Here is a 20750-nt window from a genome sequence, read left to right on the forward strand (position 1 = left end):
ATCCGGTGACCGACATCAAGGCACAAATCGACGTCCTACCCGGATTGGACCACTCCGCCCCGCTGCTTCAGGTGACCGACCTGCACGTGGAGTTCCGTACCGTCAACGGTGTCGCGCACGCGGTGAACGGGGCCAACTTCACCGTCCAGGCGGGAGAGACCCTGGCCATCCTCGGCGAGTCCGGGTGTGGCAAGTCGGTGACCGCGCAGGCGATCATGGGCATCCTGGACACCCCACCCGGTTACGTGACCCGGGGTGAGGTCCGCTACCGCGGGCTCGACCTGCTGAAGCTCTCCGAGGAGCAGCGGCGGAAGGTACGCGCCAACAGGATCGCCATGATCTTCCAGGACGCGCTCTCCGCGCTCAACCCGGTCTTCTCGGTGGGCTTCCAGCTCGGCGAACTGATGCGGGTGCACCGGGGCATGTCCCGGAAGGCCGCCCACCAGCGGTCGATCGAGCTGCTCGACCTGGTGAAGATTCCGGGCGCCCGGCAGCGGATCAACGACTACCCGCACCAGTTCTCCGGCGGTATGCGGCAGCGGGTGATGATCGCGATGGCGCTGGCCCTCGACCCGGAGGTGCTGATCGCGGACGAACCCACCACCGCACTGGACGTCACGGTCCAGGCCCAGATCATGAACCTGCTGGCGGAACTCCGCCGGGAACGGAACATGGGCCTGATCCTGATCACCCACGACATGGGGGTGGTCGCCGACGTCGCCGACCGGATCTCGGTGATGTACGCCGGCAAGGTGGTGGAAGAGGCGGGAGTCTTCGACATCTACGCCCGGCCGGCGCACCCGTACACCAAGGCCCTGCTGGAATCGATCCCCCGGGTCGACCTCAGGGGCCAGAAGCTGAACGTGATCAAAGGGCTGCCGCCGAACCTGACGAACATCCCACCGGGCTGTGCCTTCAACCCCAGGTGCCGGTACGCCCAGGACGTCTGCCGGGCGGACCCGCCGCCGCAGGCGTACCAGGTGGCCGAGAACCGGACCTCGCGCTGCCACTTCTGGAAGGACGTGTTGGGCGATGAGTGACGTCGTGCTGCGGACCCAGAACCTGGTGAAGCACTTCCCGATCACCCGGGGCATCGTGTTCCAGAGCCAGATCGGCGCGGTCCGCGCGGTTGACGGGATCAACCTCGAACTGCGCCGGGGCGAGACCCTCGGTGTGGTGGGCGAGTCCGGCTGCGGCAAGTCGACCCTGGCGAAGCTGCTGGTCGGGCTGGAGAAGCCGACCTCGGGCACGATCGACGTCCGGGGCCAGGACATGACCCGGCTGAGCGGCCAGACGTTGCGTCGGGCTCGGCGCAACATCCAGATGGTGTTGCAGGACCCGTACACCTCGCTGAACCCTCGGATGACCGTCGGCGACATCATCGGCGAGCCCTTCGACATCCACCCGGATGTCGCACCTCGGGGCGAGCGGCAGAAGCGGGTGCAGGACCTGATCGACCTGGTCGGGCTCAATCCGGACCACATCAACCGGTACCCGCACCAGTTCTCCGGCGGTCAGCGGCAGCGGATCGGGATCGCCCGGGCGTTGGCGCTCAACCCGGAGATCATCATTTGTGACGAGCCGGTGTCGGCGTTGGACGTGTCGATCCAGGCGCAGGTGATCAACCTGTTGGAGAAGCTCCAGGACGAGTTGGGGCTCTCGTACGTGTTCATCGCGCACGATCTGTCGGTGGTTCGGCACATCGCCGACCGGGTGGCGGTGATGTATCTCGGCAAGATCGTGGAGGTCGGTACGAACGAGGAGATCTACGAGCGGCCGACCCACCCGTACACGCAGGCGCTGCTCTCCGCCGTACCGGTCCCGGACCCCACCCTGCGTGGGCATCGGGACCAGATCGTGCTGGAGGGTGACGTGCCGTCGCCGGCCAACCCGCCCTCGGGCTGCCGGTTCCGTACCCGCTGCTGGAAGGCCCAGAGCATCTGCGCCGAGCAGGATCCACCGCTGGTGGAACGGGAGCATTCCGGTCACCCGAGCGCATGCCACTTCGCCGAGGAGCGGGACGTGGTGCACGCGGTCGAATAGGCCGGGTCAGACGCCGGCGGTCGGCCCCACCCGGCTGCGCCACCGGTGAAGGTAGTGCCTCCTCAGTGTCCGGGGCGTCGGCCGTCATCCATGCGACCGGCGCCCCGGACCGCTCGCCGGGCCGCGTCGCCGGGCTGTCGGTTCGGCGCCGGTTCGGTCAGAGCGGTCCGCGGCCGGCGCGCAGCACCAGCAGTGCGAGCTGCGTTCCGTCCGCGCCCAGGGCGATGCGGAACTTGTCCAGGATCTCCCGTTCGCGGGAGAGCACCAGGCGGGTGCCGCCGGAGGCGACGCGGGTCGCGCCGACCTGCTGGGACAGGCTCGCCCGTTCCTGCCAGAGAGCGATCAACGCGTTGTCGATCTCGTTGATCCGGTCGCGCATGGCGAGGATCCGCTGCGCGGCCTCGGGTGAGTCGGTGCCGGTCTGCGTGGTCCCGGACTTGTCGGATGCGGCGGAGTCGGTCGGCTGCTCAAGCATGTGTGCGGTCATTTCTGGGCTCCCGAGCGGGTTGGCCCCCAGCGTCCAGACACCCGAAGCAAAACGCCCCGGGCTCCAGGAGCCCGGGGCGTTTCGTAGGTTTTAGATCAGGCGCTACCTACGGCTGCCGGACTCCCGGAGCCATAGTAAAAGTAGAAGCGCGCCTGCTGGATCACGAATCGAGTATGCACACCCTGGCCCTTGCGCGCAAGTGCCCCGGTAAGGAAGGGCCCCCTCTTATCGTTTACGGAGGTGAAGGGGCCCTTGCCAACGTTGCCGGCCGGGCTGGTGGGTCAGCCGAGACGGGTGATGCGGTTTGCGGGACCGGGGGTGACCGGCGCCCCGGCGCCCAGGTACGCGACCAGCGCGTCGACGTCGAACCCGGGCGCGGTGGTCCGGTCCGTGCCCCCGGTGAGCAGGGTGAAGCCGTCGCCGCCGTTGGCCAGGAAGTCGTTCGTGGTGACCCGGTAGCTGGCGGCCGGGTCGACCGGCGTACCGCCCAGCGTCAGGGCGCTGACCCGTCCACCCGCCGGCAGGCTGGTGTCGTAGCTGTAGCTGAAACCGGCCGAAACTTGCAGGACCCGCTGGCTGGTCTGCCCGTTGAAGCCGACGAACTGCTGTTCCAGTACGTCCTTCAGCTGGGCGCCGGTGAAGGTCTGGGTGACCACCAGGTTGTTGAACGGCTGGACGGTGAACGCCTCGCCGTAGGTGATCTGGCCGGGCGCCTCGCCACCGGTCGAGGCGGCGTACGTCAGTGAGGCGCGGATGCCGCCCGGATTCATCAGTGCGAGCTGGGCGCCGGTCGAGGCGGTCCAGGCGAGTTGTGCGTCGGCGATCACGTCACCGAGTGGGCTCTCCTGGTTCGGCTGGTTGTCCCGGACGATGTCGGCGCTGATCGTCCCGACCACCCGGTTGGCGATCGGGGCGACCGCGTTGCGGTACTTGTCGGCGAGCGCCTTCGCCCTCGGGTCCACCAGGGCCGGGTTGCGGACGAAGTTGCCCGGGGTGGTCTGCTGCCAGGTCCCGTCCGCGTTGCGTACGCCGTTCTCGACGATGACGTTGCGGGCGGTGATCTCGCTGAACCGGCCGGTCCGGCGGTCCAGCGAGTAGTCGATGTCGGTGATCAGCTGGCCGTTGGTGCCGGCGCTGGTGACCACGGTCGGCGTGCCCGAGGAGTTCGGCAGCGAGCAGGAGTACGCGCGGTGCGTGTGACCGCTGACGACCAGTCCGAACTCGGGCCGCAGCCCGGCCACGATCGGCACCAGCGGACCGGAGAAGTTGGTGCACTCGGACGGGCCGCCGGACTGCGTGCCGCCCTCGTGCAGGAGCAGGACCTGGGCCTTCACTCCGGCGAGCCGGAGCAGGCCGCCCCAGAGGTTGGCGGCCTCGATCTCGTCGGTGAAGCGGACCGAGCTGATGCCGGCGGGGTTGACGATGCCCGGGGTTCCCTCCAACGTGAGCCCGACGAAGCCGACCGGTACGCCGTCGACGATCCGGATGTCCACCGGCGGGAGGATCGGCAGCCCGGTACGCCGGCTCACCGTGTTCGCGGCGAGGTAGCTGAACCGCGCACCGGCGAAGCCGTCCCCGTCCTGGCAGCCGTCGACCGGGTGGCAGCCGCCCCGGTTGATCCGGAGCAGTTCCTCGACCCCCTCATCGAACTCGTGGTTGCCCACCGAACTGATCTCCAGTCCGATCTCGTCCATGAGTTCGATCGTCGGTTCGTCATGGAAGGCGGCGCTGACCAGCGGGGTGGCGCCGATCAGGTCACCGGCGCCGACGGTGGTGCTCCGGCGTCCCTCGGCGGTGGCCTCGGCGCGGAGCTTCCTGAGCCAGGTCGCCAGGTATTCGACCCCGCCGGCCGGGGTGCCGTTGACCGCGGCGCCGCTGCCGGTAGGCGGGTCGATGGCGCCGTGGAAGTCGTTGTAGCTGAGGAAGTTGCCCTTGGCCGGACGACCGAGGGGCTGGTGGTAGGAGACCGAGACCGGGTCGAGGGCGGTCCAGCGCTCGGCACCGGCCGACGGGTCACCGGTCGGGGCGAGGGGCAGGGTGGTGACGACGGCGAGGGCGAGGGCGGGTACCGCGAATCGCCGCAGCGCCGCCCAACCGTCCGTACGCGGTTTGCTCATCCGGATTCTTCCCATCAGGTGCGGGTGAGTTTTCCTGGTCGGTATCCGGTCATCGTTCTCGATCGGTCGGGAACCCACCAGTACGCGCGGGTGACGAGTTGGTTGCCGGTCGGCAGGGGAGTCCGAAGGTGTCGGCCCGGCGGCATAGACTCGCGCTGCGATGCATGCTCTCTTCGAAACCCCGCCGACCCAGCCCTCGACCCCGCCCCAGCCTCCGGGGTCCCAGCCCTCGCCGCCGCCCCGGTCGTCGGCGCCGTTCCCGTCGCCCGTGGCGCGTCCGCCGTTCCCGGCCGGGGACCCACAGGCCCTGCTGACCGGGTTGAACGGCCCGCAGCGCGACGCGGTGACGCACGCCGGTTCCCCGTTGCTGATCGTGGCGGGTGCGGGTTCCGGCAAGACCCGGGTGCTGACCCACCGGATCGCCTATCTGCTCGCGGCCCGGCAGGTGCATCCCGGTGAGATCATCGCGATCACCTTCACCAACAAGGCCGCCGGGGAGATGAAGGAGCGGGTGGCCGCCCTGGTCGGTCCCCGGGCCCGGCTGATGTGGGTCTCCACGTTCCACTCCGCCTGCGTACGGATCCTCCGGGCGGAGCACGAGCACGCCGGTCTGAAGTCGACCTTCTCCATTTACGACGCGGACGACTCGCGGCGGTTGATGCAGATGGTCGCCCGGGAACTGGATCTCGACCCGAAGCGCTATCCGGCGCGCGGGTTGGCGGCCCAGGTTTCCAACCTGAAGAACGAGCTGATCGACCCGGAGGAGTTCGCCGGCCGGGCGAAGGGGCCGAACGAGCGCGCGCTGGCCGAGGCGTACACCCGCTACCAGCAGCGCCTGCGGGAGGCGCACGCGCTCGACTTCGACGACCTGATCATGACCACGGTGCATCTGTTGCAGTCCCACCCGCACGTGGCGGAGAGCTACCGGCGCCGGTTCCGGCACGTGCTGGTCGACGAGTACCAGGACACCAACCACGCCCAGTACACGTTGATCAAGGAGCTGGTCGGGAGCGAGTCGGCCGCGGGTGGGACCGACGGGCTGCCACCGGCCGAGCTCTGCGTGGTCGGTGACGCGGACCAGTCGATCTACGCCTTCCGGGGCGCCACGATCCGCAACATCCTGGAGTTCGAACGGGACTTCACCGACGCCCGGACCATTCTGCTGGAGCAGAACTACCGCTCCACCCAGACCATCCTGAACGCGGCCAACGCCGTGATCGACCGGAACACCTCCCGCAAGCCGAAGCGGCTCTGGAGCGACGCCGGTGCGGGGGAGCAGATCGTCGGTTACGTCGCCGACACCGAGCACGCCGAGGCCGACTGGGTGGCCCGGGAGATCGACCGACTGACCGACGAGGGGCTGACCCGGCCGGGCGAGGTTGCCGTCTTCTACCGGACCAACGCCCAGTCGCGGGTGTTCGAGGAAGTGTTCATCCGGGTCGGGCTGCCGTACAAGGTGGTCGGCGGGGTGCGCTTCTACGAGCGCAAGGAGGTACGCGACGCGCTGGCGTACCTGCGTGCGGTGGTCAACGACGACGACACGGTGAGCCTTCGCCGGGTGCTCAACACACCCCGGCGGGGGATCGGTGACCGGGCCGAGGCGTGCGTCGAGGCGCTCGCCGCCCGGGACCGGATCTCGTTCGGGGCCGCGTTGCGGCGGGCTGGCAACGCTCCGGGGATCTCCACCCGGGCCGCCAACTCGATCGCCGACTTCGTCGCCCTGCTCGACGGCGCCCGGGAGTTGGCCCAGACGGCCCCCCCGGAGGAGGTGCTGGAGTCCCTGCTCACCCGCTCGGGATACCTGAGCGAACTGGAGGAGAGCCTCGACCCGCAGGACGCCGGGCGGGTGGAGAACCTCCAGGAACTGGTGAGCGTCGCCCGGGAGTACACCGAACGGGTCGAGGCGCAGGCGGAGGAGGGGGAGGGCGGGGCCACCCTCGCCGGCTTCCTGGAGCAGGTCGCGCTGGTCGCCGACGCCGACCAGATCCCCGACCAGGCGGGTCCGGCGGCCGACGGCGAACAGGCGGAGCAGCCGCAGGGTGTGGTCACGCTGATGACCCTGCACACGGCGAAGGGACTGGAGTTCCCGGTCGTGTTCCTGACCGGCCTGGAGGACGGCGTCTTCCCGCACCTGCGCGCGCTCGGCGACACCCGGGAGCTGGAGGAGGAACGCCGGCTCGCCTATGTCGGCATCACCCGCGCCCGGCAGCGGCTCTACCTGTCCCGCGCGGTCACCCGCTCGGCGTGGGGCCAGCCGTCGTACAACCCGGCGTCGCGGTTCATGGCCGAACTCCCGACCGACCTGGTGCGCTGGGAGCGGACCGAGGGGTCGTACACGTCCTGGTCGGGCACGGGCGGCGGTGTGGGCGGGCGGGCCGGCTACGCCGATTCCGGTTCGGCCGCCCGGGGTGGCGGCTTCACCGGCGGTACGCCGAAGGCCGCGCAGCTCGCCCGGAAGCTGGGCGTCGACGCCAGCCGGTTGGCGACCGCCAGTGAGTTGCCGCAGACGCCGAAGGTGGCGGCCGGGGACCGGGTCAACCACCAGCGGTACGGACTGGGCCGGGTGGTGGCGGTGGAGGGGCACGGGCCGGGTGCGCGGGCTCAGATCGACTTCGGTGACCAGACCATGTGGTTGGTGCTGCGGCACGCGCCGATCGACAAGCTCTGACCCTCCCGGCGATCCGCTCGGCTGGGGTCGGTGCTCAGCAGCCCAGGTCGACGCCGTGTGCCCGCATGAACGGGGCCGGGTCGATCTGGTTCCAGAGCCCGCCCTGGTGCACCTCGAAGTGCAGGTGCGGGCCGGTGGCGTCGCCGGTGGCGCCCTCGTACCCGATGACCTGACCGGCGGTGACCTTGTCGCCCACCTGTACCGCGGTCCGGTTCTGGTGCGCGTAGTGGGTCAGGATGCCGTTGCCGTGGTCGATGACCACGGAGATGCCGTACCCGTCGTAGGCGGCGCCGGCGGTGATCACCGTGCCGGCGGCGGCGGCGTGGATCGGTGTGTTCTCGTCTCCGGCGAGGTCGATGCCGGCGTGCAGGACGCCGCCGCGCATGCCGTAGCAGGAGCTGACCGGAACACCGGGCATCGGGTTGACCCAGGCGGCGGCGGCCTTGGTCGGCTTCACCGTGGCCTTGGTGGGGGTCGGCTTCTTGGTTGCCGGGGTGGTCCTGGGGGTGGTCGGGGTCGGGCTGGCGCTCGGGGTGGCCGAGGGGGTCGGGCTGGTGCTCGGGGTGGGCGTACCGAGCAGGTCGGTTGGGATCCCGGTCGGGCTGCCGGCGATCGGGTCGCGTTCGGACCGGTCGGCGCGCTCGGCCGCGCGGGCTCGGGCGGCGGAGTCCGCCGCCAGCGTGGTCCGGGTCGGCTGCTCGTCGTCGCCGCCGACGGTCAGCGCCGCGGCACCGAATCCGATGAGTACGGCCAGCCCGGTCGCCACGTAGACGCCGCGACCGAGGCGCCGGTGCGGGGCGCGGTGTCGGGGTACGTCGCTGCCGGCCCGGAGGTCCTTCCCGTCCTCGTCGCGGTCGCGGTCGTCGAGCGGCTGGCTGTCCTGCACGGGTGGAACCTCCGGGATACGGGAACTGACCCGGGAAATGGTGGCCGGTCGCGGCGGTGACCAGCGGCATCGGGGTTGTCGCCGGGCGGAGCGGCCAGCGGCTACGGCGGTCAGATACGCCGGGATTGGGGCTGGGTTACCGGTTGTCGGCGCGGGCCGGGCGTGTCTCCGGCCACATCGACTCCTGTGACCTAGAAAACTTCACCGGGCCCGGGCGAACGAAAAACCGCCCGGACCGAACGGTCCCGGGCGGTTTCGACGCGGTGCGTCGGGCTACTGGGCGGTTACTCCGCCGTAAATTGCCTCGACTTGGGTCTGAATGTCCACTCCCTTGTCCCGCAGGTACGGGATCGGATCCCGGGGGACGCCGTTGACATGCACCTCAAGGTGCAGGTGGGAGCCGTAGGAGTGACCGGTGTTGCCGACCAGTCCGAGCTGGTCGCCGGCCTTCACCTCCTGGCCCTCCTTGACGAGGATCTTGGAGGAGTGGCCGTAGACGGATTCGGAGCCGTCCGGGTGGGTGACGATCACGCAGTAGCCGTAGCCGCCGTACCAGCCGGCGCGGGTGACCTTGCCGGAGTGGATGGCGTGGTACGGGGTGCCCTCGGCGGCGGCCAGGTCGACACCGGCGTGGAGCTTGCCCCAGCGCATGCCGTACGGCGAGGTGAAGTTGTAGCCGTGCAGCGGCAGCAGCCAGACGTCCGGCGCCTCGGCCATCGTGCTCGCGATGCCGGAGCGGTCCTCGTCACGGGTGGCGCGTTCGGCACTGTCGGCGCGCGAGGCGAGGTCGTCGCTGGTCGCGGAGGCGTTCTCCAGGTCGGCCAGAGTGGTGGGGCTGACCGCCTTCGCGTCGGGCATGGCGGCCGCGCCCAGGGCGACGATGCCGGCGCCGACGACGGCGGTGGTGACGACTGCGGCGTAGCGGCTGCGCGGGGGGGTGGGTACGCGGCGTCGCCCGCGATATCGATCGGGCTCAGACGACAGGCGCTGGCGCACGCACACCCTCCGTTGTCGGGTATTGGAACCGGCCTTGTCCGGAGGGCGGTGGTGCCGACCACTCGGTTGGACCGTGTTGTCACCCGATCGAGGACCTGATGACAACCGTCGTCACGGTAACCGCCACCTAGTCGACCCACAAGTCACCCCACGGCTTTGTCGTCGTGCGGTGCGCCTGTCCGTCAGGAAACGCCCAATTTCGTAACCATTAGCGGGTCTTATCGTTAGTAGCTCTCAGTCACCGATGGCGGTACGGCGGGTCAGTTGGGTCGGCTGTACGGCAACGGTGGGTGACCCGTCGGGGTCGACCCGGACCGGGTCCGCCGGCCGGATTCCGAAGGGTACGGAGCGCGGGTTACCGTTCGTTAAGGTGATTGCCGAGGTGCGCGGGAAAGGTGTTCTGATGAGCTCTCGAATCCGGGTCGTCGTCGCCAAGCCCGGCCTGGACGGCCACGACCGTGGCGTCAAGGTCGTCGCCCGTGCGCTGCGTGACGCCGGCATGGAGGTCATCTACACGGGGCTGCACCAGACGCCGGAGCAGATCGTCGAGACCGCCATCCAGGAGGACGCCGACGCGGTTGGCCTGTCGGTGCTCTCCGGGGCACACATGACCCTGTTCCGGCGGGTCGTGGAACTGCTCGCCGAGCGGGACGCCCAGGACATGGTCGTCTTCGGCGGCGGCATCATTCCGGACGCCGACATTCCGGAGCTGGAGCGGATCGGGGTCGCCAAGGTGTTCACCCCGGGTGCGACCACCCAGGCGATCGTGGAGTGGGTCCGGGCCAACGTCGCCCAGCCGGTTTCCTGATCGCTCGATCCGACCGGTTTCCTGACTCGACTGTCACCCCCCACATCGTCGATCGCGCTGCGTGAGCACAGATGTGACAGATGTGATGCTGGGCACGGAAACGTCCGTGCCCAGACGGGGGGAGAGGCCGGACGCACCCCTCACACGTCCGGCCTCTCTATGCGCGATGCCCCGCCGCCACCCCTCGACCGACAGGGCATCGGCCGTCTCCCGTCATCGCGCGGCTCAGCGCTCCGACACCTGACTCAACGACGTCTTCCCGCAGGGGTTACGCGGTTGCCGTGACTTCGGTCAGAAAGGTTTCCGGGGGGCTTCGCCGCAGGCGTCGATGGCTGTGCAGTACCGCACACCGCACACCCACTCCATTGCCATCGGTGCCCGCATCGCTAGGCTGCCGCCGGAGGCCTGTTTCCTTTTTTGATGACAGGCATCAACTCATTTTTCACGCTGGCGGCGGCGCGACGGCGCGCCGCGGAGACTGGACGGGACGCGCAATCGTGGACCTGTACGAATACCAGGGGCGCGAGCTGTTCGAGCGGCACGGTTTGCCCGTGCTCGCCGGCGGCGTCGCCACCACCCCCGAGGAGGCCCGCGCGATCGCCGATCGCCTCGGTGGCCGAGTTGTTGTCAAGGCCCAGGTGAAGGTTGGCGGCCGGGGCAAGGCCGGCGGGGTCAAGCTCGCCGACAACCCCGAGGAGGCGGTGGCCCGGGCCACCGACATCCTGGGCATGGACATCAAGGGTCACACGGTCCACAAGGTCATGATCACGGTGACCGCGGAGATCGCCGAGGAGTACTACCTCTCGTACCTGCTCGACCGGGCGAACCGCACCTTCCTCTGCATCGCCAGCGTGGCCGGCGGCATGGACATCGAGCAGGTCGCCGCCGAGACCCCGGAACGGGTCGCGAAGATCGCGATCGACCCCAACGTCGGCGTCGACCTGGACAAGGCCAACGAGATCGTCGCCACGGCCAAGTTCCCGGCCGCGGTCGCCGACCAGATCGCCGGCATCGCGGTCGTACTCTGGCGGGCCTTCGTCGCCGAGGACGCCACCCTGGTGGAGGTCAACCCGTTGGCCCGTACGGCCAAGGGTGACGTACTCCTGCTCGACGCCAAGGTGACCCTGGACGAGAACGCCGGGTTCCGGCACCCGGACCACGAGGCACTGGTCGACCAGGGCTCGGTGGACCCGCTGGAGCAGCGGGCGAAGGAGAAGGACCTCAACTACGTCAAGCTCGACGGCGAGGTCGGCATCATCGGCAACGGCGCCGGTCTGGTCATGTCCACGCTCGACGTGGTCGCGTACGCGGGCGAGCGGCACGGCGGGGTCAAGCCGGCGAACTTCCTCGACATCGGCGGCGGCGCGAGCGCGGCGGTGATGGCGAACGGTCTGGAGATCGTGCTCTCCGACCCGTCGGTCAAGAGCGTCTTCGTCAACGTCTTCGGTGGCATCACCGCGTGCGACGAGGTCGCCAACGGTATCGTCCAGGCGCTGGCCCTGCTCACCGAGCGCGGTGAGCAGGTGGACAAGCCGCTGGTCGTACGGCTGGACGGCAACAACGCCGAGGCGGGTCGGGCAATCCTCGACGCCGCGGCGAACCCGCTGGTGCAGCGGGTGGACACGATGGATGGAGCGGCCGAGCGGGCCGCCGAGCTCGCGGCTGCGGGGGTCTGACATGGCAATCTGGCTGACCAAGGACTCGAAGGTCATCGTCCAGGGGATGACCGGCTCCGAAGGCTCCAAGCACACCCGGCGGATGCTCGCCGCGGGCACCAACGTGGTCGGCGGGGTGAACCCGCGTAAGGCCGGTCAGACCGTCGACTTCGACGGCACCGAGCTGCCCGTCTTCGCCAGCGTCGCGGACGCGATGGCCGGCACCGGCGCCGACACCACGGTCATCTTCGTACCGCCGCAGTTCACCAAGGGCGCGGTCGTCGAGGCGATCGACGCGGGCATCGAGCTCGCCGTGGTGATCACCGAGGGCGTACCGGTGCACGACACCGCCGCTTTCTGGGCGTACAACGTCAGCAAGGGCGAGCGGACCCGGATCATCGGCCCGAACTGCCCCGGCATCGCCTCCCCGGGCGCCTCCAACGCCGGCATCATCCCGGCCGACATCACCGGTTCCGGCCGGATCGGCCTGGTCAGCAAGAGCGGCACGCTGACCTACCAGATGATGTACGAGCTGCGCGACATCGGCTTCTCCACCTGCGTCGGCATCGGCGGTGACCCGGTCATCGGGACCACCCACATCGACGCCCTCGCGGCCTTCCAGGCCGACCCGGACACCGACGCGATCGTGATGATCGGCGAGATCGGCGGCGACGCCGAGGAGCGGGCCGCCGAGTTCATCAAGGCCAACGTCACCAAGCCGGTGGTCGGCTACATCGCCGGCTTCACCGCCCCGCCCGGCAAGACCATGGGGCACGCCGGTGCGATCATCTCCGGCTCGGCCGGCACCGCCGACGCGAAGAAGGCGGCGCTGGAGGCGGTCGGGGTCAAGGTCGGCAAGACGCCGACCGAGACCGCCCAGCTGATGCGGGAGATCATGTCCGGCAGCTGAGCTGACGGAGCCGGTACGCGGGACGCGTACCGGCGATTTTGAACACCACGAAGGGGCCGACCGCCATGCGGTCGGCCCCTTCGCCGTCCGATGCTGGGTCAGCGCCAGCCGGGATAGTTGCCGGTGCCGCGCAGGATCGCGGTGCCCAGGATGTTGAGCACACTGAGCCCGATCGCGATCCAGCCGAGCACCGGGGAGCTGCCGTAGCGGCGAGCGTCCCGAATGGACAGATAGCCGAAGATCACCCCGAGTACGCCGCAGCAGACCAGGCCGACGACGATGCCGAGCACGCCCCAGAGGGTGGTCCGGTCCCGGCCCGCTCTCGCCGGCGGTTGGTACGGATACTGGCCCGCCATGCACACCTCCACCAGGGATGGCCCGGAATCCGCCCGGCCGAGGTACGCCGACCGCACGGTCCGACGGGTTGGGCCGACGGTAACCCCGAGAGCGGGCTGTTTGTAGAGAAATCGCGCAAGTCACCGGAGATAGTCGGTGGTGTCGCCCCCCAGGCCGCCGACCGGCGTGCCAAAGTAGGGCACGATGCCACCCATCACCCCCGATCAGCCCGACCGTCCGGTTCGGCCGGATCCGGCGGACCGCGCGCCGACGACCGGCCGGACCGACCCGGTCGACGCGGTTCCGTCTGCCCGCCGAGGCGAACTGGACCGACGCGACGGCACCGAACCGGACCGTACCGGGGACCGGCGACCGGGAGCGGGAACCACCGCCCGGCCGGGCGGCGCCGCACGCCGTTCCGGCCGCCGCGCCCCGCTGCCGGTGGCCGCCGCCGTGGCGACCACCTGGGCGGCGATCCTGTCCTACCTGCCGGTCGCGGTCGTACTCGGCTTCGCGCGGCTCACCGAAGACGCCGGCGCGGTCGGCGGGGCGGCCCGCGTCGGGCTCGCCGGCTGGCTGGTCGGACACGGCGTACCGCTCGACACCGAGGCCGGGACCTTCCACCTGCCGCCGCTCGGGCTCGCCGTGTTCGCCGCCTGGCGGGTGGCCCGTGCGGGCGTACACACCAGCCGGGCGATCGGCGCACGCCAGCACGGCACCCCGCGCCAGGCACTCGCCGTCGCCGGCGCGGTCGGCATCGCGTACGGGCTGCTCGGTGTCCTCGCCGCGGTGATCGTCGCCCCCGGCGGGCAGGACGTGTCACCGGCACGGGCCGGGCTCACCCTCACCGTCTTCGGCACCCTCACCGCGTACGCGGGGGCGTTGCCGGTCACCGGCACGCTCGGCGCACTCGCCCGGCGTACCCCGGCGGTCTTCCGCGACGGGTTGCGGACCGGGCTGGTGGCCGCGTTGCTCATGCTCGGCGCGGGCGCCGGCGCGGCCGGCCTCGCGGTGGCCACCGGCGGCGGCGCGGCCTCCGACATGCTGACCGCCTACCGGACCGGGGTCGTCGGCCAGGCCGGCATCACCGCGGTCAGCGCCGGGTACGCGCCGAACGCCGCCGTCTGGGCCGCGTCCTACCTGCTCGGGCCGGGCTTCGCGATCGGCACCGGTACGACCGTGAGCACGACCGAGGTGACCGTCGGCGCGCTGCCGGCGGTGCCGTTGCTGGCCGGACTACCGTCCGGGCCGATCGGCGGGTTTCGTGCGGCGCTGCTCGCGGTGCCGGTGATCGCCGGCCTGGCCGCTGGCTGGTTGCTCACCCGCCGGTCGCTGCGGCGGGCCGGACTGCCGGCGCCGCCCGCCGCCCTGCCCCGGGGGGCGGGACGGGGCCGGCTGGTGGTGCGCTGGCCCCCACTGCTCGCCGCGGCCCTGGTCGGTGGACCGGTCGCGGGCGTCGTGCTCGGGGCGGCCGCCTGGGCCTCCGGTGGCTCGCTCGGCGGCGGCCGGCTCGCCGAGGTGGGGCCGGTCAGCTGGCAGGTCGCGGTCGTCGCCACCGTCGTGGTGGCGGTCGGGGCGACGGTCGGTGCGGCCGTCACCCGCGCCTTCGCCCGGCCCTGACCACCGGTCGGGCCCGGCAGGCTGCCCGAGCCGGTGACCGGCCCCGAGCCGGCGGATTGGCCCGAGCCGCCGCAGAGCGGGTCTGAGCTGCCCGATAGGGTGCTGAGGTGACTGAGCCCGTGTCGGCCGCCCGAGTCGTCGTCCTCATTTCCGGGTCCGGTAGCAACCTCCAGGCGCTGCTCGACGCGTCCACCGATCCGGCGTACGGAGTGCAGGTGGTCGCCGTCGGCGCGGACCGTGCCGGCATCGCCGGACTCGACCGCGCCACCGCAGCCGGGGTGCCGGTCTTCGTCGACCCGCTGAAGGCGTACCCGGATCGCCAGGAGTGGGACCGCGCGCTCGCCGCGCACGTCGCCGAGTACAAGCCCGACCTGGTGGTTTCGGCCGGCTTCCTGAAACTCGTCGGCCCGCACTTCCTCGCCGCCTTCGGCGACCGCTACCTGAACACGCACAACGCGCTGCTGCCGGCCTTCCCCGGCATCCACGGCCCGCGCGACGCGCTCGCCTACGGCGTCAAGATCGCCGGGGCCACCCTCTTCTTCGTCGACGCCGGCGTCGACACCGGACCGATCGTCGCCCAGGTGGCGGTGCCGGTGCTCGACGACGACGACGAGGAAACCCTCACCGAACGCATCAAGGTCGCCGAGCGGCGCCAACTCGTCGAGCAGGTCGGACGGCTGGCGCGCGAGGGTTGGACGATCACCGGAAGAAAGGTCACGATCCCATGAGCGCCACCTCCGACGGCCGGCGCGCGCTACGACGCGCGCTGGTCAGCGTGTACGACAAGACCGGGCTGACCGAACTGGCCCAGGCGCTGCACGCCGCCGGGGTTGAGATCGTGTCGACCGGCAGCACCGCCGCCACCATCGCCTCGGCGGGTGTGCCGGTTACCCAGGTCGAGGAGCTGACCGGGTTCCCCGAGACCCTGGACGGCCGGGTCAAGACCCTGCACCCGAAGGTGCACGCCGGTCTCCTCGCCGACCTGCGGTTGGAGCGGCACGCCAGCCAGCTCGACGAACTCGGCATCGCCCCGTTCGACCTGCTGGTGTCGAACCTCTACCCGTTCACCGAGACGGTCGCCTCCGGCGCGGACTTCGACGCGTGCGTCGAGCAGATCGACATCGGCGGGCCGGCGATGGTCCGGGCCGCCGCCAAGAACCACGCCTCGGTGGCCGTGGTGACCTCGGTGGACGCGTACCCGTCGATCCTGGCAGCCCTGGCCGACGGTGGTTTCACCCTCGGCGAGCGGCGCGCGCTCGCGGCGCGGGCCTTCGCCGACATCGCCGAGTACGACGTGGCGGTGGCGCAGTGGTTCGCCCAGGACCTCGCCTCGGAGTCGGAGTGGCCGGACTTCGCCGGGCTCGCCCTGCGGCGCAGCGCCACCCTGCGGTACGGCGAGAACCCGCACCAGCGGGCCGCCATCTACCTCGACCCGGCCGCGGCCGCGGGGCTGGCGCAGGCCGAGCAGCTGCACGGCAAGGAGATGTCGTACAACAACTACGTCGACGCGGACGCGGCCTGGCGCGCGGCGAACGACTTCGGCGCGGACGTACCGACCGTGGCGATCATCAAGCACGCCAACCCGTGCGGCATCGCGAACGGTGCTGACGTGGCCGAGGCGCACCGCAAGGCGCACGCCTGCGACCCGGTCTCGGCTTTCGGCGGCGTGATCGCGGTGAACCAGCCGGTCTCGGTGGAGTTGGCCAAGCAGATCGCGGACATCTTCACCGAGGTGGTGGTCGCGCCGGCCTTCGCCGACGGTGCGGTCGAGGTGCTCGCCGGCAAGAAGAACATCCGGCTGCTCCGGGTGCCGGCCTGGCAACCGGCGCCGGTCGAGTGGCGGGCGATCACCGGTGGCGTGCTGGCCCAGTCGGCCGACCGGATCGACGCCCCCGGCGACGACGCCGCCGGGTGGAAGCTGGTCGCTGGCGATCCGGCCGGGTCGGAACTCATGCGCGACCTGGTCTTCGCGTGGCGGGCGATCCGTTCGGTCAAGAGCAACGCGATCCTGCTCGCCGCCGACGGTGCGACCGTCGGGGTCGGCATGGGACAGGTCAACCGGGTGGACTCGGCGCAGCTCGCGGTGGCTCGGGCGGGTGCGGACCGGGCCCGTGGTTCGGTGGCCGCCTCGGACGCCTTCTTCCCGTTCGCCGATGGTCTGCAGGTGCTGCTCGACGCGGGTGTACGCGCGGTGGTGCAGCCGGGTGGCTCGGTACGCGACGAAGAGGTCATCGCCGCCGCTCAGCAGGCTGGTCTGACCATGTACCTCACCGGTACCCGTCACTTCTTCCACTGAGTTTCCCGCGTGACCGGGGTGGGTGGCCGACCGGCCGCCCACCCCGGTGTCGTTTCGGGCCGGTGGTCCAGGACGTCCCGCCGGGGCGGCGGTTCGCGGTGCCGCACCTCGGGACGACGTTGATGCCGGTTATGCCGGGGCGACCCGGAGCACGAGTTGGGCGGCGTCGCCGCCGGCCCGGCTGGCGTGCACGGTCCAGCAGCCGGGGGTCGGGAAGTGCCAGCCGGTGCCCCACTCGTCGCCGGGGCGTTTCCAGTTGCTTCCGCTGTGTCCGGTCGGTCCCCAGATCGGGGTGACCTCGGCGCCGGCCGGACCGGTGGCCCGCATGGTCAGGTCACCGGTGCCGGTCATCCGCCAGACGATCTTCGTGTCCCTGTCGGCGGTCAACTCGTCGGTGGTGAGGAAGAGCAACGCCCAGAGGGTTGTGCCAGGACCTCCGCCGGGCACCTCACGCGCCTCGTGATCGGTGCCGGCGGGGTAGTCGGCGCCGGCGGGGCAGGGGCCGGCTGTCGGCGCCCCAGCGGCCGGCTGACCGCTTCCGGGCCCGGTAGTGGAGTTGGCGCCGGCCCCGCTGGTGCCGGCCCCGCTGGTGCCGGTCGAGGTGGCCGTGCCGCGCGACTCCGTGTCCGGACCGGGGGAGGGCGTTGTGCCGCATCCGGCCAGCAGACTGCCGCACGCCACCACGGCGCAGAGGATTGTCGTACGTCTCCAGCTCATGCCAGGCAGAGTCGTAGCCCTGCCGCCGAGTTCCCAGCCTGCGCCGGATGTTAGGAAGGGCCCCTTCCTATACAGAAAACGATAAGAAGGGGCCCTTCCTTACACCTCAGGCGACGACGTGCTTGAGCTCCGCGAAGTGGCAGGCGGAGGGGTGCGGGTCGGCGGGCCGGAGCACCAGCTGCGGGTCCTGGGTGGCGCAGATGTCCTGGGCCTTCCAGCAGCGGGTACGGAACCGGCAGCCCGAGGGCGGGTCGGCCGGCGACGGTACGTCACCGGTCAGCCGGATGATCTCCCGGTGGGCGCGGGCGGACGGGTCCGGGACCGGTACGGCGGAGAGCAGCGCCTGGGTGTACGGGTGGGTCGGCCGCTCGTAGATCTCCTCGTTCGTACCGATCTCCACGATCTTGCCGAGATACATCACCGCCACCCGGTCGGCGATGTGCCGAACCACCGACAGATCGTGCGCGATGAACACGTACGAGAGCCCCAACTCGTCCTGGAGCTTCTCCAACAGGTTGATCACCTGCGCCTGGATCGACACGTCCAACGCCGACACCGGCTCGTCACAGACGATGATCTCCGGGTTGAGCGCCAACGCCCGGGCGATCCCGATCCGCTGCCGCTGACCGCCGGAGAACTGGTGCGGGTACCGGTTGATGTGCTCGGGGTTGAGTCCGACGATGTCGAGCAGTTCGCGTACCCGCCGCCCACGGGAGCCCTTCGGCGCGGCCTCCGGGTGGATCTCGAACGGCTCGCCGATGATGTCGCCGACGGTCATCCGAGGGTTCAGCGAGGTGTACGGGTCCTGCATGACCATCTGCACGTTGCGGCGCAGCCGGCGCAGTTCGGAGCCGGACATCTTGAAGATGTCCTTCCCCTCCAGCGTCGCCTTGCCGCCGGTCGGGGTCTCCAGCCGCATGAGGAGCCGGGCGAGGGTCGACTTGCCGCAGCCGGACTCGCCCACCACGCCGAGGGTTTCGCCCCGGCGCAGTTCGAAGCTGACTCCGTCGACCGCCTTCACGGCGCCGATCTGCTTCTTGAAGACCACGCCCTGGGTGATCGGGAAGTGCTTGACGACGTTGTCGACCTGCAGGATCGTTTCGCCACGCACCTTGGTTGCGCTAGAGCCGGCCATCGAGGACCTCCTGGGCAAAGTGACATGCGCTGGTCCGGCCGTTGCCGAGGTTCCGGTTCTCCGGCACCACGTCGACACAGACCTGCTGGGCGTACGGGCAACGCGGGTGGAAGGGGCAGCCCGAGGGGATGCGCATCAGGTTCGGTGGCAGGCCCTTGATGGTGGAAAGCTCCTGGCCGCGCTGGTCCAGCCGGGGGATCGACTCCAGCAGACCCTTGGTGTACGGGTGGCCAGGAGACGAGTACAGCGAGTGTACGTCGGCGTGCTCGACGATCCGTCCGGCGTACATCACCGCGATCCGGTCCGCGACGTCGGCGACCACACCGAGGTCGTGGGTAATCAGGATCATGGCCATGTTGAGTTCCCGGCGGAGGTCGCCGAGGAGGTCCATGATCTGGGCCTGCACGGTGACGTCGAGCGCGGTGGTGGGCTCGTCGGCGATCAGCACCCGTGGGTTCAGGGCCAGCGCCATCGCGATCATGACGCGCTGCCGCATACCGCCGGAGAACTGGTGCGGGTAGTCGCTCACCCGCTGCTTCGCGGCCGGGATCTTGACCAGTTCCATCAGCTCGATCGCCCGCTTACGGGCGTCCGACCGGGACATGCCCTCGCGCTGGCGCAGCGTCTCGCCGATCTGCCAGCCGACCGGGAAGACCGGGTTGAGCGCGGAGAGCGCGTCCTGGAAGATCATCGCGATCTGCTTGCCCCGGACCTGCCGGCGCTGCTCCTCGGGCATCTTGAGCAGGTCGCTGCCGTCGTACAGGATCTCGCCGGACGGGATGACGGCCGGCGGCATGTCCAGGATGCCCATGATCGCCTGGGCGGTCACCGACTTGCCGGAGCCGGACTCGCCGAGTACGGCGAGGGTCTCGCCGGCATCCAGGTGGTACGAGACACCGTTGATCACCTTCGCCACGCCGTCCCGGGTGCGGAACTCGACGTGCAGGTCCCGTACCTCGAGCAGGTGCGGGCGGTGGCTGCCGGCGGTGGGCGCCGGGCTGGGCTGGGCCGAAAGGTAGCTCATGATTTGATCACCGCAGCTTCGGGTCGAAGGCGTCGCGGATGGCGTCGCCGAGCATGATGAACGCGAGCACCGTCAGGGCGAGGAAGGTGGACGGGACGATCAGCGGCGTCGCTGATTCCCGCATGTGCACCCGGCCGGCGTCGATGTCCATACCCCACGAGATCGTCGGTTCCTTCAGGCCGATGCCGAGGAACGACAGGGTCGCCTCGGCGGCGATGAACGAGCCGAGGGCGATGGTCAGCACCACGACCACCGGGGCGAGCGAGTTCGGCAGGATGTGTCGCCACATGATCCGGCCGTTGCCGGCGCCGAGCATCCGGGCCGCCGCCACGTAGTCCTGCTGCTTGGCGCTGATCACCGAGGAGCGGATGACGCGTGCGGCGGTGGTCCAGCCGAGGATGGCGAGGACGAAGATCAGCGCGCCGATCCGGGCCCACGGGTTGTCGCTGTCGATCCGCTTGAGCAGCACGATCGCGGCGAGCAGCAGCGGCAGCCCGAGCACGATGTCGATGACCCGGGAGAGCACCGCGTCGACCCAGCCGCCGAAGTAGCCGGCGAGCATGCCGATGACCACGGCGACGATGCCGGTGAGCAGGGCGGAGAGCGCACCCACCAGCAGCGAGGCGCGGGCGCCGTACACCGAGCGGGCGTAGATGTCGCAGCCCTGGAAGTTGTAGCCGAAGATCGCGCCGCCGGACGGCCCCTGGTGCTGCCGCGAGAGCGTGCAGTCGGTCGGGTCGTTCGCGGTGAGCAGGCTCGGGAAGGCCGCCATCAGGGTGACGATGACGACCAGGGTGAGCGATACCCAGAAGATCGGGTTGCGCCGCAGGTCCCGCCACGCGTCGCCGGCCAGGCTGCGGGGCTTGTGGGCCGGGTCGACCTTGCCGGGGGCGCCGGGTTCTCCGGCGGGGCCGGGTCGCGCGGCCGGGTTCTCGGTCGCCGCGACGGTGTTGAAGTCACTCATGCCTGCACCTCGCTACACATGTGCGGACCGCGCTGACCGCGCTGACGGATCTGTTCGCGTCCACTGCTGACGCTGGGGTCTTCGACTC

The 20750-nt window shown here is 70.5% G+C and carries 18 protein-coding genes; 9 read left to right on the plus strand and 9 right to left on the minus strand.

Features of this window, described 5'->3' with window-relative positions:
• Positions 1-5: 5 nt before the first annotated feature.
• Together BDK92_RS22585 and BDK92_RS22590 are read left to right on the plus strand one after the other, a co-directional pair.
• Complete coding sequence (locus BDK92_RS22585; RefSeq protein ID WP_281278635.1) at positions 6-1040, plus strand: ABC transporter ATP-binding protein; 1035 nt, start codon at positions 6-8, stop codon at positions 1038-1040.
• Entirely contained in the window at positions 1033-2043 is a 1011-nt protein-coding gene (locus tag BDK92_RS22590) for an ABC transporter ATP-binding protein (protein WP_121158502.1), read from the plus strand. The genes BDK92_RS22585 and BDK92_RS22590 overlap by 8 nt, the downstream gene beginning before the upstream one ends.
• Positions 2044-2200: 157 nt before the next feature.
• Here the strand turns inward: BDK92_RS22590 and BDK92_RS22595 are convergent, their stop codons facing one another.
• Complete coding sequence (locus tag BDK92_RS22595) at positions 2201-2518, minus strand: chorismate mutase (protein ID WP_246017563.1); 318 nt, start codon at positions 2516-2518, stop codon at positions 2201-2203.
• 293 nt (positions 2519-2811) lie between these two features.
• Positions 2812-4647 (minus strand): bifunctional metallophosphatase/5'-nucleotidase, encoded by a 1836-nt coding sequence (locus BDK92_RS22600; RefSeq protein ID WP_121158504.1) that lies wholly within the window; start codon positions 4645-4647, stop codon positions 2812-2814.
• A 160-nt stretch (positions 4648-4807) separates the two neighbouring features.
• Between BDK92_RS22600 and pcrA the strand changes: the two genes are divergently transcribed.
• Entirely contained in the window at positions 4808-7315 is a 2508-nt protein-coding gene (gene pcrA, locus BDK92_RS22605; protein ID WP_246017192.1) for a DNA helicase PcrA, read from the plus strand.
• Between the two features lie 34 nt (positions 7316-7349).
• Here the strand turns inward: pcrA and BDK92_RS22610 are convergent, their stop codons facing one another.
• Both BDK92_RS22610 and BDK92_RS22615 read right to left on the minus strand, forming a co-directional pair.
• Complete coding sequence (locus BDK92_RS22610) at positions 7350-8201, minus strand: M23 family metallopeptidase (protein WP_121158506.1); 852 nt, start codon at positions 8199-8201, stop codon at positions 7350-7352.
• Between the two features lie 273 nt (positions 8202-8474).
• Positions 8475-9197, minus strand: a complete 723-nt coding sequence (locus tag BDK92_RS22615; protein ID WP_121158507.1) for a M23 family metallopeptidase — start codon at positions 9195-9197, stop codon at positions 8475-8477.
• Between the two features lie 403 nt (positions 9198-9600).
• On the opposite strand from BDK92_RS22615, the gene icmB reads away from it, so the two are divergent.
• The 3 genes from icmB to sucD all read left to right on the plus strand — a co-directional run bounded on the left by icmB (position 9601) and on the right by sucD (position 12570).
• Positions 9601-10005, plus strand: a complete 405-nt coding sequence (gene icmB / locus BDK92_RS22620; protein ID WP_121162491.1) for a coenzyme B12-dependent isobutyryl CoA mutase small subunit — start codon at positions 9601-9603, stop codon at positions 10003-10005.
• 497 nt (positions 10006-10502) lie between these two features.
• Positions 10503-11681, plus strand: coding sequence for an ADP-forming succinate--CoA ligase subunit beta (gene sucC / locus BDK92_RS22625; protein ID WP_121158508.1), 1179 nt, complete (start codon positions 10503-10505; stop codon positions 11679-11681).
• 1 nt (position 11682) lies between these two features.
• The gene (gene sucD, locus BDK92_RS22630) at positions 11683-12570 is read left to right on the plus strand and encodes a succinate--CoA ligase subunit alpha (RefSeq protein ID WP_121162492.1); all 888 of its coding nucleotides are present in this window, start codon (positions 11683-11685) and stop codon (positions 12568-12570) included.
• Between the two features lie 98 nt (positions 12571-12668).
• Here the strand turns inward: sucD and BDK92_RS22635 are convergent, their stop codons facing one another.
• The gene (locus BDK92_RS22635; RefSeq protein WP_121162493.1) at positions 12669-12926 is read right to left on the minus strand and encodes a hypothetical protein; all 258 of its coding nucleotides are present in this window, start codon (positions 12924-12926) and stop codon (positions 12669-12671) included.
• A gap of 184 nt (positions 12927-13110) precedes the next feature.
• Here BDK92_RS22635 and BDK92_RS22640 point away from each other — a divergent pair, with 184 nt between their 5' ends.
• The 3 genes from BDK92_RS22640 (at position 13111) to purH (ending at position 16822) form a co-directional block, all read left to right on the plus strand.
• Positions 13111-14526, plus strand: a complete 1416-nt coding sequence (locus BDK92_RS22640; protein WP_246017193.1) for a cell division protein PerM — start codon at positions 13111-13113, stop codon at positions 14524-14526.
• Positions 14527-14633: 107 nt separating this feature from the next.
• The gene (gene purN, locus BDK92_RS22645) at positions 14634-15254 is read left to right on the plus strand and encodes a phosphoribosylglycinamide formyltransferase (protein ID WP_121158509.1); all 621 of its coding nucleotides are present in this window, start codon (positions 14634-14636) and stop codon (positions 15252-15254) included.
• Complete coding sequence (gene purH / locus BDK92_RS22650; RefSeq protein ID WP_121158510.1) at positions 15251-16822, plus strand: bifunctional phosphoribosylaminoimidazolecarboxamide formyltransferase/IMP cyclohydrolase; 1572 nt, start codon at positions 15251-15253, stop codon at positions 16820-16822. The genes purN and purH overlap by 4 nt, the downstream gene beginning before the upstream one ends.
• A 129-nt stretch (positions 16823-16951) precedes the next feature.
• On the opposite strand, the gene BDK92_RS22655 is transcribed toward purH, so the two are convergent.
• From BDK92_RS22655 to BDK92_RS22670, 4 genes are all read right to left on the minus strand, one after another.
• Positions 16952-17539, minus strand: coding sequence for a hypothetical protein (locus tag BDK92_RS22655; protein WP_147457088.1), 588 nt, complete (start codon positions 17537-17539; stop codon positions 16952-16954).
• A gap of 106 nt (positions 17540-17645) precedes the next feature.
• A complete protein-coding gene (locus BDK92_RS22660; RefSeq protein WP_121158512.1) occupies positions 17646-18674 on the minus strand; it encodes an ABC transporter ATP-binding protein in 1029 nt (342 codons plus the stop codon).
• A complete protein-coding gene (locus tag BDK92_RS22665) occupies positions 18661-19698 on the minus strand; it encodes an ABC transporter ATP-binding protein (RefSeq protein WP_121158513.1) in 1038 nt (345 codons plus the stop codon). Before BDK92_RS22665 ends, BDK92_RS22660 begins: the two co-directional genes overlap by 14 nt.
• A 7-nt stretch (positions 19699-19705) precedes the next feature.
• On the minus strand, positions 19706-20662 hold the full coding sequence (locus BDK92_RS22670; protein ID WP_121158514.1) for an ABC transporter permease: 957 nt from the start codon (positions 20660-20662) through the stop codon (positions 19706-19708).
• Positions 20663-20750: the final 88 nt, after the last annotated feature.

This window comes from Micromonospora pisi, assembly GCF_003633685.1.
Classification (GTDB): domain Bacteria; phylum Actinomycetota; class Actinomycetes; order Mycobacteriales; family Micromonosporaceae; genus Micromonospora_G; species Micromonospora_G pisi.